Raw genomic sequence first — 16,004 nt, 5'->3', positions numbered from 1 at the left:
CTGTCCGCTACCGTGAATGCATAGCGAGAGTGGATGTGAGCAAACGAGCCTATAACTTCTGCGCAGGTCCCGCTGCGCTACCTGAAGCTGTCCTGTTGCGTGCCCAGGCCGAATTGCTGGATTGGCATGGCAAGGGCCTGTCGGTCATGGAGATGAGCCATCGCAGCGATGAGTTCGTCTCCATCGCCACCAAGGCCGAGCAGGATCTGCGTGATCTGCTGAATATCCCCTCGAACTATAAAGTGCTGTTTCTGCAAGGCGGCGCCAGCCAGCAATTTGCTCAGATCCCACTGAACCTGCTGCCGGAAAATGGCACTGCCGACTATATCGATACCGGTATCTGGTCGCAGAAAGCCATTGAAGAAGCCTCGCGCTACGGCCATGTCAATGTGGCTGCCACTGCCAAGCCTTACGATTACTTCGCCATTCCTGGCCAGAACCAATGGCAGTTGTCGAAAGACGCGGCCTACGTGCACTACGCGCCGAACGAAACCATCGGTGGTCTGGAGTTCCAGTGGATCCCGGAAACCGGTGACGTTCCGCTGGTGGCCGACATGTCTTCCGACATCCTCTCGCGCCCTGTGGATATCTCCCGTTTCGGCATGATCTATGCCGGTGCGCAGAAAAACATCGGCCCGAGCGGCATCCTGGTCAATATCGTTCGCGAGGACCTGCTGGGTCGCGCTCGCTCGCTGTGCCCGACCATGCTCAACTACAAGGTCGCGGCGGACAACGGCTCGATGTACAACACTCCGCCGACCCTGGCCTGGTACCTGTCCGGCCTGGTGTTCGAGTGGCTCAAGGAGCAGGGTGGGGTGGAAGCCATCGCCAAGCTCAATGACGTCAAGCAGCGCACCCTGTACGACTTCATCGACGCCAGCGGCCTGTACAGCAACCCGATCAACAAGTCGGACCGCTCGTGGATGAACGTGCCGTTCCGCCTGGCCGATGACCGTCTGGACAAACCGTTCCTGGCCGGTGCCGACGCGCGTGGCCTGTTGAACCTCAAGGGTCACCGTTCGGTAGGCGGCATGCGCGCCTCCATCTACAACGCCGTCGACATCAATGCGGTCAACGCGCTGGTGGCGTACATGGCAGAGTTCGAAAAGGAACACGGCTAATGTCTGAGCAAGAACTCAAGGCACTGCGCTTGCGCATTGACGCTCTGGACGAGAAAGTCCTGGAGTTGATCAGTGAGCGTGCGCGCTGCGCCCAGGAAGTCGCGCGAGTAAAGATGGCCTCGCTGGCCGAAGGCGAAGTGCCGGTGTTCTATCGTCCTGAGCGTGAAGCTCAGGTGCTCAAGCGGGTGATGGAACGCAACCAGGGGCCGCTGGGCAACGAAGAGATGGCGCGGCTGTTCCGTGAAATCATGTCGTCCTGCCTGGCGCTCGAGCAGCCACTGAAAGTGGCCTACCTCGGTCCGGAAGGCACTTTCACCCAGGCCGCGGCCATGAAGCACTTCGGTCACGCAGTGATCAGCAAGCCGATGGCGGCGATCGACGAAGTGTTCCGTGAAGTGGCGGCGGGTGCGGTGAACTTTGGCGTGGTGCCCGTGGAAAACTCCACCGAGGGTGCGGTCAACCACACCCTCGACAGTTTCCTTGAGCACGACATGGTGATCTGCGGTGAGGTCGAGCTGCGTATCCACCATCATCTGCTGGTCGGTGAAAACACCAAGACCGACAGCATCAGCCGTATCTACTCCCATGCCCAATCCCTGGCGCAGTGCCGCAAGTGGCTGGATGCGCATTATCCGAATGTCGAGCGGGTTGCGGTTTCCAGCAACGCCGAAGCGGCCAAGCGGGTCAAGGGCGAGTGGAACTCGGCGGCCATTGCCGGCGACATGGCGGCGAGCCTGTATGGCTTGACCCGTCTGGCCGAGAAAATCGAGGATCGCCCGGACAACTCCACGCGCTTCCTGATGATCGGCAACCAGGAAGTGCCGCCGACCGGCGACGACAAGACTTCGATCATCGTTTCCATGAGCAACAAGCCCGGCGCTCTGCATGAGCTGCTGGTGCCTTTCCATGACAACGGCATCGATCTGACGCGTATCGAAACCCGGCCTTCGCGCAGCGGCAAGTGGACCTATGTGTTCTTCATCGACTTCGTCGGCCACCACCGCGATCCATTGATCAAGGGTGTGCTGGAAAAGATCAGCCAGGAAGCAGTGGCACTCAAGGTGCTGGGTTCCTACCCGAAAGCGGTTCTCTGAGGCATTTAACAATGAGTGGCGACTTCCTCGCTCTGGCGCAGCCGGGCGTGCAACAACTTTCGCCTTACGTTCCGGGCAAGCCCGTGGACGAACTGGCACGCGAGCTGGATATCGATCCGGCGAAAATCGTCAAGCTGGCGAGTAACGAAAACCCGCTGGGCGCCAGCCCCAAGGCGCTGGCGGCGATTCGCGAAGAGCTGGCCGAGCTGACCCGCTATCCGGATGGCAATGGTTTTGCGCTCAAGACCCTGCTGGCCGAGCGCTGTGGCGTCGAGCTGGCGCAGGTCACCCTGGGCAATGGTTCCAACGACATCCTGGAGCTGGTCGCCCGCGCTTATCTGGCGCCTGGCCTGAATGCGGTGTTCAGCGAGCACGCCTTTGCGGTCTATCCGATCGTTACCCAGGCCGTGGGTGCCGACGCCCGCGTGATTCCGGCCAGGGACTGGGGGCATGACCTGCCGGCCATGTTGCAGGCCATCGATGCCGATACCCGGGTGGTGTTTATCGCCAACCCGAACAACCCGACCGGTACCTGGTTCAGCGCCGAGGCGCTGGACGAGTTCCTCCAGGACGTACCGGCGCATGTGCTGGTAGTGCTGGACGAGGCCTACATCGAATATGCCGAAGGCAGCGACCTGCCGGATGGCCTGGATTTCCTGGCGGCCTATCCGAACCTGCTGGTTTCGCGAACCTTCTCCAAGGCCTACGGCCTGGCTGCGTTGCGCGTGGGTTATGGCTTGTCGACTCCGACCGTTGCCGACGTGCTCAATCGCGTTCGCCAACCCTTCAACGTCAACAGCCTGGCCCTGGCGGCGGCATGTGCGGCGCTGGAGGATGCCGATTACCTGGCCGAGAGCCGGCGTCTGAACGAGGCGGGCATGCAGCAGCTGGAAGCCGGCTTCCGGGAGCTGGGCCTGAGCTGGATCGCCTCCAGGGGCAACTTCATCGCGGTGGATGTCGGGCGGGTTGCCGCGCCGGTGTTCCAGGGCTTGCTGCGTGAAGGGGTGATCGTGCGTCCGGTGGCTAATTACGGCATGCCGAACCACCTGCGCGTGACCATTGGCCTGCCGGCTGAAAACACGCGTTTCCTCGAGGCTTTGGCCAAGGTTCTGGCTCGTGGTTGATGTCATTCCAGTGCAACCTGCGGTGCCTATGATCGGTCGCCTGGTGGTGGTCGGCCTGGGACTGATCGGCGGTTCCTTTGCCAAGGGGCTGCGTGAAAGTGGCGTATGTCGCGAGGTAGTCGGTGTCGATCTCGATCCGCAATCGCGCAAGCTGGCCGTTGAGTTGGGCGTGGTGGATCGCTGTGAAGAAGACCTGGCGCTGGCATGCCAGGGTGCTGACGTGATCCAGTTGGCGGTACCGATTCTGGCCATGGAAAAGCTGCTGGCGATTCTGGCCGGCATGGATCTGGGGCGGGCGATCCTGACCGATGTCGGCAGTGCCAAGGGCAATGTGGTGCGAGCGGCGACCGAGGCTTTTGGCGGCATGCCGCCGCGCTTCGTCCCGGGGCATCCAATCGCCGGTTCCGAGCAGAGCGGGGTGGAAGCCGCCAATGGCCAGTTGTTCCGTCGCCACAAGGTGATCCTGACGCCGCTGGAGCAGACCGACCCGGCAGCGCTGGCGGTGATCGACAAGCTCTGGCGGGAGCTGGGGGCCGATGTCGAGCACATGCAGGTCGAGCGCCACGATGAAGTGCTGGCGGCGACCAGTCATCTGCCACACTTGCTGGCGTTCGGTCTGGTCGATTCGTTGGCCAAGCGCAGTGAAAATCTGGACATCTTCCGCTACGCTGCGGGCGGTTTCCGTGATTTCACGAGAATCGCCGGTAGTGACCCGGTCATGTGGCACGACATCTTCCTCGCCAATCGCGAAGCTGTCCTGCGCACACTCGATACATTTCGCAACGACCTCGACGCCTTGCGCGACGCGGTCGATGCAGGGGATGGGCACCAGTTGTTGGGCGTATTCACTCGCGCCCGGGTTGCTCGCGAGCATTTCAGTAAAATCCTGGCCCGTCGGGCCTATGTGGACGCTATGAACTCCAATAACCTGATTTTCCTGGCAAATCCTGGTGGCCGCCTGACTGGGCGGATTCGTGTACCAGGCGATAAGTCGATTTCTCACCGTTCGATCATGCTCGGCTCCCTGGCTGAAGGTACTACCGAAGTCGAAGGCTTCCTCGAGGGCGAGGACGCCCTGGCGACGCTGCAGGCTTTCCGCGACATGGGCGTGGTGATCGAAGGCCCGCACCATGGTCGCGTGACCATCCATGGCGTTGGCCTGCATGGCTTGAAGCCGGCTCCGGGCCCGATCTACCTGGGCAACTCCGGCACCTCGATGCGTCTGCTGTCTGGCCTGCTGGCCGCGCAGAGTTTCGATAGCGTGCTGACGGGCGATGCCTCGCTGTCCAAGCGTCCGATGAATCGTGTAGCCAATCCGCTGCGCGAGATGGGGGCGGTCATTGAAACCGCCGCGGAAGGACGTCCGCCGATGACCATCCGTGGTGGTCACAAGCTCAAGGGCCTGACGTACACCATGCCAATGGCCAGTGCCCAGGTTAAGTCCTGCCTGCTGTTGGCTGGCCTGTACGCCGAAGGCAAGACCACGGTGACCGAGCCTGCGCCAACCCGTGATCACACCGAGCGCATGCTGCGTGGTTTCGGTTACCCGGTAGCGGTCGACGGCGCCACGGCCTCGGTCGAGTCCGGTGGCAAGCTGCAGGCGACCCATATCGAGGTGCCTGCGGATATCTCCTCGGCGGCCTTCTTCCTGGTGGCTGCATCCATCGCCGAAGGCTCCGAGCTGGTGCTCGAGCACGTTGGCATCAACCCGACTCGTACCGGGGTAATCGATATCCTGCGCCTGATGGGGGCTGATATCAGCCTGGAGAACCAGCGGGAAGTCGGCGGCGAGCCTGTGGCGGACCTGCGTGTTCGCGCGGCGAAGCTCAAGGGGATCGAGATTCCGGAAGAACTGGTCCCGCTGGCGATCGACGAGTTCCCGGTGTTGTTCGTTGCCGCGGCCTGCGCCGAAGGGCGTACCGTGCTGCGTGGCGCCGAAGAGCTACGGGTCAAGGAGTCCGACCGCATCCAGGTGATGGCCGACGGCTTGCTGGCCCTGGGCGTCAAGTGCGAACCGACTCCGGACGGTATCATCATCGATGGCAGCCAGATTGGCGGCGGCGAAGTGCACGGGCATGGCGACCACCGTATCGCCATGGCCTTCAGCGTGGCTTCATTGCGCGCCAATGCGCCAATCCGCATTCATGACTGCGCCAACGTTGCCACTTCCTTCCCGAACTTCCTCGCGCTATGCGCACAGGTCGGCATTCGTGTTGCGCAAGAGGCTCAGTCGTGAACATCAAGGCTCCAGTCATCACCATCGATGGGCCAAGCGGCTCGGGCAAGGGCACTATCGCCGGGCTTCTGGCCAAGCGCCTGGGTTGGTGCCTGCTGGATTCCGGTGCCTTGTACCGCCTGCTGGCCTTTGCCGCGCGCAATCATGGTGTCGACTTGACCAATGAGGAATCGCTGAAACTGTTGGCGGCTCATCTGGATGTGCAGTTCGTCGGAGCGAGCGAAGGCCATCCACAGCGCATCATCCTGGAGGGGGATGACGTCACCGATGATTTGCGCAACGAGCAGGTCGGTGCCTGGGCGTCCCAGGTCGCGGCGCTGCCGGCCGTGCGCGATGCGCTGTTGCAGCGTCAGCGGGCTTTTCAGGAGCCGCCGGGGTTGGTGGCCGATGGGCGTGACATGGGGACGGTGGTATTTCCCGATGCGCCCCTGAAGATATTCCTCACCGCAAGTGCCGAGGAACGTGCGCGCCGCCGCTACTTGCAGTTGAAGGGAAAAGTCGATGGTGTTAGTCTGTCGAGTCTGCTAGATGAGATTCGTGCGCGCGATGAGCGTGACACCCAGCGAGCAGTCGCCCCGCTCAAACCGGCGGTTGACGCGATACAGCTGGATTCCACGGAGTTGTCCATCGAGCAGGTGCTGGAACGCATCTTGAGTGAAATCGCCATTCGCGATATCGCCGGGTGACCAAGGAGGAGCGCAGGGGACCAGTCATAGTCCTGCGGTCCTTCTTTTATATGAACGTAACCCACATTGTCTGGGATGTGGCAGATGGGCGTATTCTTCGCCCTTATCAACAGGAATTAAAATGAGCGAAAGCTTTGCGGAACTCTTTGAAGAAAGCCTAAAAACCCTGAACCTTCAGGCAGGCTCCATCATCACCGGTGTTATCGTCGACATCGACTACCAAGCGCGTTGGGTAACCGTTCACGCTGGTCTGAAGTCTGAAGCACTTATCCCGCTTGAGCAGTTCTACAACGATGCTGGCGAACTGTCCATCAATGTTGGTGATGAAGTTCACGTTGCTCTGGATTCGGTTGAAGACGGCTTTGGTGAAACCAAGCTGTCCCGTGAAAAAGCCAAGCGCGCTGAATGCTGGATCGTTCTGGAAGCAGCCTTCGCAGCCGAAGAAGTGGTCAAGGGCGTTATCAACGGTAAGGTTAAAGGCGGCTTCACTGTCGACGTTAACGGCATCCGTGCGTTCCTGCCAGGTTCTCTGGTTGACGTCCGTCCAGTGCGCGACACCACGCACCTGGAAGGCAAAGAGCTCGAGTTTAAAGTCATCAAACTCGACCAGAAGCGCAACAACGTTGTCGTTTCCCGCCGTAGCGTCCTCGAAGCCGAGAACTCCGCTGAGCGTGAAGCTCTGCTGGAATCCCTGCAGGAAGGTCAGCAAGTCAAAGGTATCGTCAAAAACCTCACCGATTACGGCGCATTCGTCGATCTGGGTGGCGTCGATGGCCTGCTGCACATCACCGACATGGCTTGGAAGCGTATCAAGCATCCTTCCGAAATCGTCAATGTTGGCGACGAGATCGATGTCAAGGTTCTGAAGTACGATCGCGAGCGCAATCGTGTTTCCCTGGGCCTGAAGCAACTGGGCGAAGATCCATGGGTTGCTATCAAAGCCCGTTACCCAGAAAGCACTCGCGTTACCGCTCGTGTAACCAACCTGACCGACTACGGCTGCTTCGCTGAGCTGGAAGAAGGCGTTGAAGGTCTGGTGCACGTTTCGGAAATGGACTGGACCAACAAGAACATCCATCCTTCGAAAGTCGTACAAGTCGGCGACGAAGTGGAAGTTATGGTTCTGGACATCGACGAAGAGCGTCGTCGTATCTCCCTGGGCATCAAGCAGTGCAAATCTAACCCATGGGAAGATTTCTCTGGCCAGTTCAACAAGGGCGACAAAATCTCCGGCACCATCAAGTCGATCACCGATTTCGGTATCTTCATTGGCCTGGACGGTGGCATCGACGGTCTGGTTCACCTGTCCGACATCTCCTGGAACGAAGTGGGCGAAGAAGCCGTACGCCGCTTCAAGAAGGGCGACGAGCTGGACACCGTTATCCTGTCGGTTGACCCAGAGCGTGAGCGCATCTCCCTGGGTATCAAGCAACTGGAAAGCGATCCGTTCTCCGAGTACGTTCAAGAGAACGACAAGGGTGCAATCGTTAAGGGTGTTGTAAAAGAAGTTGACGCCAAAGGCGCCATCATCACCCTGGCCAACGATATCGAAGCGACTCTGAAAGCCTCCGAAATCAGCCGTGACCGCATCGAAGATGCTCGTAACGTCCTGAAAGAAGGCGAAGAAGTTGAAGCCAAGATCATCAGCGTTGACCGTAAGAGTCGTGTAATCCAGCTCTCGATCAAGTCGAAAGACGTTGAAGACGAGAAAGAAGCTATCCAGAGCCTGCGCGACAAGCCAGCTGCTTCGGATATCGCTGCTGGTCCTACCACTCTGGGCGACCTGCTGCGTGCACAGATGGAAAAGCAGAACTAAGTTCTGTCAGACCATAGAAAAAGGGCGACTTCGGTCGCCCTTTTTTGTGCCTGTGATTTGGGTTTTGGCTTTTGATTTGCGTCTATCAGGGGGAGGGAAACCAATAGAGTCATTCGAGTGTCTATTTTCTTAAGCGGATCAATAACCTATTCGGGCTAGGCTTGCTTGGGCTGAATGATGGTGGGGCAATTGCCCGGTATAAGGAAGTAGATGAAAAATCTCATTGTGTTTTTTGCAGTTCTGGTCTTGATAGGCTGTACGACCAATACCAAGGTCCATGCAGTCCGTGGTGTCAGCGGTATCGAGATCGATTGCTCTGGTCTTGGGGCTGGATGGGGCAAGTGCTACAAGCGCGCTGAGCGCGAATGCAAGGGGGATGGCTATAAGGTCATCACCAGGTCCAGTGATGCCAAGGACGAGGAGGGTGACTATCCCTTTGGCTGGAATCCTGCGGGTTACCTCACGCGGACCATGCTTGTCATATGCCGCTAGTAGGATGGCGTGGTGGGAGGTCAGATTACTGTGGGGTTTTCGTTTTAGGTGCTGCTGAATGCCTTTGTTTGTGGCGTTTTCGCAAGGGGCGAGATAAGTCAATGCTTGGGCTGTTCAAAATCCCCCGGTCGTGCTAAAACCTTTGAAGCGCTTATCTAGCTGCTTGAAAAAGAAGGGAAAAATATGACGAAGTCGGAGTTGATCGAACGAATTGTCACCCATCAAGGGCTACTCTCATCCAAGGATGTGGAGCTGGCCATCAAGACCATGCTTGAGCAAATGTCCCAGTGCCTGGCCACCGGCGATCGCATCGAGATCCGGGGGTTTGGTAGCTTTTCACTGCACTATCGTGCGCCGCGTGTGGGTCGCAACCCTAAAACCGGTCAGTCTGTCAGTCTTGACGGCAAATTCGTGCCACATTTCAAACCGGGTAAAGAGCTTCGGGATCGTGTGAATGAGGAAGAGGAGGAAGGGCTTTGACCATGTCAGTTCAAGGGGGGGGCATGCGTAATCTCAAGCGTGTACTTCTCGTCGTGTTTATTCTTTTACTTGTTCTGGCGATCCTTACTTTTGTGCTTGAGAACCAGCAACCCGTCTCTTTGTTATTTCTAGGGTGGGGTTGGCCACAGTTACCAGTGTCGCTGATCACGGTAATTGCGCTGTTGATGGGGATGCTGATAGGTCCGTGTGCCGAATGGGTTGTTAGGCGCGCTGGCAGAGCGCGGCGTAAGCGTTTGGGCTGTTGAGAGTGTTGTGAGTCTTCAATGATCTCTGTTGGTGCTCGTTAGTAGAGCCTTTTCTAGTACTAAAATGCTTGCTTTTTCCGCAGATGTTGAGGTCGACCTCTTTGAAGGGCTTGGGCTTGGGCTACAGGTGCAGTTACAGCATTGTCTTGATGCATGGCTGTGGTGAACAATAGCTGTGATGGCTTTGAATCCAATTGATATTACCGTTTATCTAGCGCCTTCTCCCTAGCCTCTGGGTTTATGTTTGAATACCAAAAAGCTATGTCACAATTTTCTCTTCACCTTCCTGATTGGCAAAGGTGGTGTAGCTCGAATGCTTGTGGGCGCCCTAAGTAATCACCAATAATCGTAAAGGCGTCATCTTCACTGGTGGTTCGGGCGCACGTTTTCACCCGTTCGGCTATATCGAAACGATGCTAGCTGTCTACGATAAACCAATAATTTTTTATCTGTCGGTGTTGATACTGGCGAGCATGCACGAAATTCTGATTATTTCTGCTCCTGAGGATTTGCCATGCTTTCGCAAGCAGCTTGGCGACGAAAATCGATATGGTATCCGACTGATCTATACCGAGCAGCCGAGTCCGGATAGCCTTGCCCAGATCTTCATCATTGGAGGGGAGGGCTTGCTGTCTGATTCTGGGTGATAACATTTTTACGATCAGCGCTTCTCCGGCAATCTTTTTTCCGGTAATGACCAAGGAGAAGCGGGGGGGGGGCAGTTTTCGGTTATCACATCTCGTAAAAGCTCTTGTTGGCTGTAGAATGGACAGGGCAAGTGTATTGGGCATCAATGGTCGGGTGGGCCGTTACGCAAGGTGCTTTGGTGTAAGCCGGCTGCTTGGTGGTTTCGTAAGATTTCGCAGCGATTTTGCATCTAAAGTGATCAGAATATAAACGAGCTCTATTTTCTGTGGTTAACCTTTCAGAGAGTGAGGATTAAGGACGTTGAGTATGGAACTGATTCCCGTAATTTTGTCTGGTGGTGTGGGTAGCCGGTTGTGGCCTGTTTCTCGAGAGGCCCACCCTAAACCGTTCATGGATTTGCCAGATGGCCAGAATCTAATCCAGAAAACTTTCCTACGTGCTTCGCGACTGGAAGGTGTCGTAGAAGTTCTTACGGTGACTAATCGTGAGCTTTTGTTCAAGACTGAAGACGAATACGGCGCTGTCAATACAGTCAAACACTCTCAGGGCTTCATTCTAGAGCCTTTCGGACGCAATACAGCTGCAGCTGTTGCAGCGGCTGCGCTGCAATTGGAGGCTGCTCATGGCCCTGATATCCATATGCTGGTACTGGCTGCTGACCATCTGATCAAGGATGAAAAGGCTTTTGCTGCTGCTGTAGCCAATGCCATGGCGTTAGCCTCCGAAGGTTGGCTGGTCACTTTCGGCATTCAGCCGACCTACCCTGAAACCGGTTTTGGCTACATTGAGGCGCAAAAAAATGCTCCTCTGAAGGGAGGCTTGAAAGTCGCGCGTTTCGTCGAGAAGCCTGATCTTGAAACCGCTCAAGGTTACGTGAATGCTGGCAACTATTATTGGAACTCCGGAATGTTCTGCTTTCGGGTCGGCACTGTCCTCGAGGAACTGCGTGAGCATGCTCCGGGCGTAGTTGAAGCAGTTATTGAGACCATTGAAAAGTCTCGCGTTACCTCGTCCGAAAAGTATCGTTGTCTGGCTCTTGATGCTGATGCATTTGCTCTGGTGCCAGATATCTCTATTGATTATGCGCTGATGGAGCGCTCTTCAAAAGTCGCGACCATTCCATGTGATATCGGTTGGAGTGATATTGGCTCCTGGAACGCTGCCAGTGAGCTTACAGAGCCTGATGATGAGGGTAACCGCTTTGAGGGGGAGGTGCTATCTCACGGCTCTCGCAACAATTATGTTAACAGCGGGGATCGTCTGATAGCGCTGGTGGGGGTGGAGGACCTATTGATCATCGATACCCCTGATGCAGTGCTTATCACCCGCAAAGACCATGCTCAGGATGTGAGAAACATTGTGAGCAAGCTTAAAAGTAGTGGTCACTCGGCGCATTTGCTTCATCGTACAGTGCATCGCCCCTGGGGTACCTATACCACTTTGGAAAATGGTGATCGCTTCAAGATCAAGCGTATTGTGGTCAAGCCCAAGGCATCGTTGTCGCTACAAATGCATCATCATCGAAGTGAGCACTGGATTGTTGTCAGTGGCATGGCAATAGTTGTCAATGATCAGCAAGAGCTGATGTTGAACACCAATGAGTCTACCTTTATCCGTGCCGGCCACCAGCACCGCTTGATGAACCCAGGTGTGATTGACTTGGTGTTGATCGAAGTGCAGAGCGGTGATTATCTGGGTGAAGACGACATCGTGCGTTTTGAAGATAATTATGGTCGTGTAACATCGGAAGGTGTTTAAGCTTGTGAAGTCTACGAAATTCAGTATTGTTGTTCCGACCTTCAATTCCGCTAAAACGATATTGTCAACTCTTGAATCGTTAAGTGCCCAAAGGTGGATGTCGCTCGAGGTTCTTATTGTAGATGGGGGATCTACTGATGATACGTTGGCCTTGATTAGTGACTATGTCGGTCTGAGTTGTGTTGTGATCAGCGAGAAAGATCGCGGTATATATGATGCCATTAACAAAGGTATCAGAATATCGAGCGGTGACCTGATTTGTATTATTGGCTCAGATGACAGCCTGGCTGATGGTGCATTGAAGGCCGTAGATGAAGCGTGGAGAAGTGATCGTGCAGATATTGTTGCTGGAAAAGCACTGCTTGTTAAGCCAGACGGTAGTTCATCGCTCCGGGTAGACGAAACTTATGGCGTGGGTGCTTTAGTCAGCGGAATTCCTTTTTGCCACAACGCAATGTTTGTAACACCTGCCGCGTACCAGCGAGTGGGGATGTATAGTCTCGACTATAAAATTTGTGCTGATGCTCACTGGGTCCACAGATCCATTGTAGCAGGATGTCGGTGCATCAGAGTTAACTCAGTAATTGTCCAATTTAGCCTTGGCGGAACATCATCAAATAATGATGAGTTAATCATGGCTGAAACATATAGTTTGGTGAGGGGGAATTTTCCAGAGCTCTCGCAAACAGATGCAGAGATTGTGTTTAAAGTAGTAAGGGGGTGGATCGGACGGGATAGCCTTTCTTCTGTACTCTCTAGATATGCAAGTAATAGTGCGTTGTCTCTTGCTATCGAGGCCGCAATGGCTGCTAAGTATGGTGCAGAGGCTTCAGGGGAAGGTACGGTTTCGAAGCGACGGGTAAAGGAAAAGTTTTCATTATTTATTGTGGCTGCGCTGGCTAAGCTGTCCCTATTTATCAAATCATAGAATACAAAAAATACATGAAAATTTCTTTTATTATTCCAGCTTATAACTCCGCTTCCACGCTGCAACGATGCTTGGATTCAATATTGAGACAGCCATTCAATGATTACGAAGTAATTATTGTTAACGATGGATCAACGGATGCTACGCAGCAGATTATAGATTTGTGTAAAACTCTCGATAGTCGGGTGTTTTCTATTACCCAGGCTAATGCAGGGCAAGGTGCGGCACGTTCGTTGGGGTTGAAACAAGCTACAGGCGATTATATCTGGTTTGTTGATAGCGATGACTGGTTACTGCCTTCCGTAATTCCTAGGATCAATCGAATACTGAGTCAGTCACGTCCCGACGTTTTTGTAGCAAACTTCGAATATGCGTTCGACAATAAGGCCGCAATGCCTTCCAGCTTGGTGCCTGGGCACTTAGTGGGAGAGATAATCAATCCGACGGTTGATGCCTATACATTTGCTACGGTTTCTTGCTGGAATACCCCTCCTTGGCGGTTGATAGCTACACGTAAGCACCTGCTTGAGCATGAAATAGAGTTTGAGCACGGTGTTTTTTATGAGGATCACCCTTTTGCAGTTCATTTAATGTTGACTGCAAGTCGAGTTTATGTGGATGGAAGTGTTTCATATTCTTACTATCAGCGTCATGACTCAACGACCAAGGTTAATGATCGTAAAGCGATGGACTTTTTAACCGTCAGAAATTCATGCCTGGAACTATTTGAAAAGTATGGTCAGCGAGACCGTCTCGGTCCAATCGTGGCCAGTTATATTGCGCCTATTAATTTTTTTAATGCGCATGTAGCAGATGCTTACAAAGTTGAGTTCTTGCACCGTTTACATGATGAGACTTCCAAAGAGGATGTGGAGTTTGCTCGTCTTCATGGAGATGAAGGAGTAAAAGCATTTGCAGATGCTCTAGAGAGCAAAAGTTATGATTTTGGGAAGAATCTGCTTCAAGGAAAAGTCCGACGTAACAGGTATACACTTGCAGGCGCTAAGCGCTTTGCAAAAAGAATTCGAGCTGGTTTGATTCGACGGCTCGTACAGAAAGCCATCAAATTCAAGAATACCCTGGTAGGTGAGTTTCAGCACAGCGGGGTGGATCTCAGCGGGCAACGTTTTTTGAGGGCGGGTACTGGTACAAGACTTGAGGCCCTGTACATCGATGTGCGTGTAAACATTGAAGATCGCCCTTACGTAAATATTGGTGAATACAGCCATGTAGGTGGCACTTTTGTTTTTGAAAGAGGTCTGGGCGAAATAACCATCGGTAATCGGAGTTCAATTGGTGGCGGATGTAAATTAATTTGTACTCAAAAGGGGGGGATACACATTGGTAACAATGTGATGCTTTCTTGGGATTGTACGGTGATGGATTCCGATTCACATTCTCTTAATCCCGAAATCCGCGCATCCGATGCGTATGATTGGAAGGCTGGTGTAGATGCGAACCGTATCGGTGCTTATAAGGATTGGTCTCAGGTAGCCTCCGCCCCTATCCGTATTGATGATAACGTGTGGGTAGGGTTTGAAACGGCTATTTTGAAGGGTGTTCATATCGGAAAGGGTGCAGTTATCGGGGCGCGTTCTATGGTAACGCGTGATGTTGCCCCTTTTTGTATTTATGCAGGTATTCCTGCTAGGTTTATAAGCTTTGTTCCGCGTGATACTTGGAGTTGGGAGGAAATAATTCATGCCTCCCAAGGAAATCCCGAGGATCAGCAGATGTTGATGGATGCGTATCTACACAAAGACTTACTTGGGTCGCTTAACAGATTCCGTGTTACAGAAGAATTTAGCTCTACGTTGCAGGAGTTACGTAAACATGCACCTGAAGCGAAGACTATTATTGATATTGGTGGCGCCGCAGGCATTATGTCTGTCGCGCTTGCTTTAGAAGGATATTCGGTGACGCTGGCTGAGCCGTCTAGTGACAATATAGTTGGCACGCAAGCGGCAGAGAAATTAGTACGTTTGGCTTGCGAGTCTCTAGATCCGACTGTCAAGGATCGTATTGTTATTAGGCAAACATCTGTTGAGAATCTGGATGGAAGCCAACTTTTTGATGTCGCTTATTGTCGGCAAGTGGTTCATCATTTTAGAGATCCAGTAAAGGCCTTGCAGAAAGTTAACGATAATCTTGCTGTGGGAGGCGTTGTGCTTCTTGTTAGGGAGCACGTCGTTTTTGATGATGAAGATAAAGTAAAGTTTTTGTTGAACCACCCTTTCCACAAATACAGTGGAGGGGAGAATGGATATCGTGCCGATGAGTATGAGTCATTCATACATCAAGCGAAATTTGAGTTGCTAGAAACGTTGGCATTTGCTGGTAGTCCTATAAACTATTTTCCTCATACAAAGGAAGTTGCTGAGTCTATTTCTGAGCAGGAAATTGCAGGACGCCCTTATACCTTTATCGCAAAAAAATCTGAGGTGCACCAATGAAACACCTGATTTTGGGCTCTACTGGTTTTATTGGGGCAGCACTTATCAGGTCTATGCGTTTTTCAGGCCTGGATGTAGTGGGCGCGGATGTTCGTGATTCAACGGAGATGCCGTTTATAGGCTTTGACGCATTGAACCCGGATTTTGAAAGTTTGCTGAGGGAAGCTAGTCCCGACGTGGTAATCAATTGTACAGGTGCCGCGAGTGTTCCAGACTCCTTTATCGCGCCTTTACATGATTACACGCTTAATACGGTCCGGATTGTCCAGATGTTAGAGGCCATTCGTCTTTGTGCACCAACTGCAAAGTTTGTGCACTTCTCGAGTGCAGCTGTCTACGGGAATCCTGATGTTAGTCCAGTGGCTGAAACGAGCAGGGTGAAACCGCTATCGCCGTATGGCTGGCACAAATTTCATGCTGAAAATATTTGTAGAGAATATTATGAGGTTTTTGGGATTGAAACTATTTCTCTGCGAGTGTTTTCGGCATTTGGGCCAGGCTTAAAAAAACAAATATTTTGGGATATATATAATAAAGCACTGAAGAGTAAAACGTTGGAGCTGTTCGGCACAGGATATGAAACCAGGGATTTTATTTATGTAGATGATGTTGCCAAGGCCGTAATGTGCCTGATTGACAAAGGCTGTTTTGATGGCCGAGCGGTGAACGTTGCAAATGGTATAGCTTCTACTATTCGTTATGCGGCGGCAAGCTTGCTTTCGTCTCTGGGGTTGCAAAAAACTATAGAGTTTAGCGGTTCTGAACGACTTGGTGATCCATTGAATTGGCAAGCAGATATACATTACTTGAGTTCTTTGGGTTACACCCCCGAATTTACGCTTGAGCAAGGCTTGGAAAAAGTGGCTGCCTGGATGCACGAGCAATAATTATTTTATATTTTT

13 protein-coding genes and 1 pseudogene are annotated in these 16,004 nt (G+C 53.5%); all 14 read left to right on the top strand.

The window, feature by feature from the left end:
- Window positions 1-35 precede the first annotated feature (35 nt).
- On the top strand, window positions 36-1,121 hold the full coding sequence (gene serC, locus IF690_RS21060) for a 3-phosphoserine/phosphohydroxythreonine transaminase (RefSeq protein ID WP_202697229.1): 1,086 nt from the start codon (window positions 36-38) through the stop codon (window positions 1,119-1,121).
- Window positions 1,121-2,215, top strand: coding sequence for a prephenate dehydratase (pheA, locus tag IF690_RS21055; RefSeq protein WP_009045010.1), 1,095 nt, complete (start codon window positions 1,121-1,123; stop codon window positions 2,213-2,215). Before serC ends, pheA begins: the two co-directional genes overlap by 1 nt.
- An 11-nt stretch (window positions 2,216-2,226) precedes the next feature.
- Window positions 2,227-3,339, top strand: a complete 1,113-nt coding sequence (gene hisC, locus IF690_RS21050) for a histidinol-phosphate transaminase (RefSeq protein ID WP_202697228.1) — start codon at window positions 2,227-2,229, stop codon at window positions 3,337-3,339.
- A gap of 28 nt (window positions 3,340-3,367) precedes the next feature.
- Window positions 3,368-5,575 (top strand): bifunctional prephenate dehydrogenase/3-phosphoshikimate 1-carboxyvinyltransferase, encoded by a 2,208-nt coding sequence (locus IF690_RS21045; protein ID WP_202701662.1) that lies wholly within the window; start codon window positions 3,368-3,370, stop codon window positions 5,573-5,575.
- Window positions 5,572-6,261, top strand: coding sequence for a (d)CMP kinase (gene cmk, locus IF690_RS21040; RefSeq protein ID WP_202697227.1), 690 nt, complete (start codon window positions 5,572-5,574; stop codon window positions 6,259-6,261). The genes IF690_RS21045 and cmk overlap by 4 nt, the downstream gene beginning before the upstream one ends.
- Before the next feature lie 121 nt (window positions 6,262-6,382).
- Window positions 6,383-8,077: a 30S ribosomal protein S1 gene (gene rpsA / locus IF690_RS21035; RefSeq protein ID WP_007931318.1), complete on the top strand. Its 1,695-nt coding sequence runs from the start codon at window positions 6,383-6,385 to the stop codon at window positions 8,075-8,077.
- Window positions 8,078-8,287: 210 nt separating this feature from the next.
- Window positions 8,288-8,569, top strand: a complete 282-nt coding sequence (locus tag IF690_RS21030) for a hypothetical protein (protein ID WP_202697226.1) — start codon at window positions 8,288-8,290, stop codon at window positions 8,567-8,569.
- 183 nt (window positions 8,570-8,752) lie between these two features.
- Window positions 8,753-9,049, top strand: a complete 297-nt coding sequence (gene ihfB, locus IF690_RS21025) for an integration host factor subunit beta (RefSeq protein ID WP_007899751.1) — start codon at window positions 8,753-8,755, stop codon at window positions 9,047-9,049.
- Window positions 9,050-9,072: 23 nt separating this feature from the next.
- Window positions 9,073-9,315 (top strand): lipopolysaccharide assembly protein LapA domain-containing protein, encoded by a 243-nt coding sequence (locus IF690_RS21020; RefSeq protein ID WP_202697225.1) that lies wholly within the window; start codon window positions 9,073-9,075, stop codon window positions 9,313-9,315.
- Between the two features lie 335 nt (window positions 9,316-9,650).
- Window positions 9,651-10,057 (top strand): annotated as a pseudogene (locus IF690_RS21015) (sugar phosphate nucleotidyltransferase); the annotation flags it as partial.
- A 212-nt stretch (window positions 10,058-10,269) separates the two neighbouring features.
- Window positions 10,270-11,721, top strand: coding sequence for a mannose-1-phosphate guanylyltransferase/mannose-6-phosphate isomerase (locus IF690_RS21010; protein WP_202697224.1), 1,452 nt, complete (start codon window positions 10,270-10,272; stop codon window positions 11,719-11,721).
- 4 nt (window positions 11,722-11,725) lie between these two features.
- The gene (locus tag IF690_RS21005; protein ID WP_202697223.1) at window positions 11,726-12,649 is read left to right on the top strand and encodes a glycosyltransferase family 2 protein; all 924 of its coding nucleotides are present in this window, start codon (window positions 11,726-11,728) and stop codon (window positions 12,647-12,649) included.
- 14 nt (window positions 12,650-12,663) lie between these two features.
- Window positions 12,664-15,102, top strand: a complete 2,439-nt coding sequence (locus tag IF690_RS21000; protein ID WP_202697222.1) for a glycosyltransferase — start codon at window positions 12,664-12,666, stop codon at window positions 15,100-15,102.
- Window positions 15,099-15,989, top strand: coding sequence for an NAD-dependent epimerase/dehydratase family protein (locus IF690_RS20995; protein WP_202697221.1), 891 nt, complete (start codon window positions 15,099-15,101; stop codon window positions 15,987-15,989). The genes IF690_RS21000 and IF690_RS20995 overlap by 4 nt, the downstream gene beginning before the upstream one ends.
- The last annotated feature ends 15 nt before the right edge of the window (window positions 15,990-16,004 follow it).

Source organism: Pseudomonas sp. SK3(2021), from assembly GCF_016772375.1.
GTDB lineage: Bacteria > Pseudomonadota > Gammaproteobacteria > Pseudomonadales > Pseudomonadaceae > Aquipseudomonas > Aquipseudomonas chlororaphis_I.
Note: the sequence above shows the minus strand (reverse complement) of the source record. Positions and strands in the feature narration are given on the sequence as shown.

Excerpts from the sequence above, each read along its gene's own strand:
- pheA (WP_009045010.1), top strand. The coding sequence starts at position 1,121 with ATGTCTGAGCAAGAACTCAAGGCACTGCGCTTGCGCATTGACGCTCTG.
- hisC (WP_202697228.1), top strand. The coding sequence starts at position 2,227 with ATGAGTGGCGACTTCCTCGCTCTGGCGCAGCCGGGCGTGCAACAACTT.
- IF690_RS20995 (WP_202697221.1), top strand. The coding sequence starts at position 15,099 with ATGAAACACCTGATTTTGGGCTCTACTGGTTTTATTGGGGCAGCACTT.
- rpsA (WP_007931318.1), top strand. The coding sequence starts at position 6,383 with ATGAGCGAAAGCTTTGCGGAACTCTTTGAAGAAAGCCTAAAAACCCTG.
- IF690_RS21010 (WP_202697224.1), top strand. The coding sequence starts at position 10,270 with ATGGAACTGATTCCCGTAATTTTGTCTGGTGGTGTGGGTAGCCGGTTG.
- IF690_RS21045 (WP_202701662.1), top strand. The coding sequence starts at position 3,368 with ATGATCGGTCGCCTGGTGGTGGTCGGCCTGGGACTGATCGGCGGTTCC.
- IF690_RS21030 (WP_202697226.1), top strand. The coding sequence starts at position 8,288 with ATGAAAAATCTCATTGTGTTTTTTGCAGTTCTGGTCTTGATAGGCTGT.
- ihfB (WP_007899751.1), top strand. The coding sequence starts at position 8,753 with ATGACGAAGTCGGAGTTGATCGAACGAATTGTCACCCATCAAGGGCTA.
- IF690_RS21000 (WP_202697222.1), top strand. The coding sequence starts at position 12,664 with ATGAAAATTTCTTTTATTATTCCAGCTTATAACTCCGCTTCCACGCTG.
- IF690_RS21020 (WP_202697225.1), top strand. The coding sequence starts at position 9,073 with ATGCGTAATCTCAAGCGTGTACTTCTCGTCGTGTTTATTCTTTTACTT.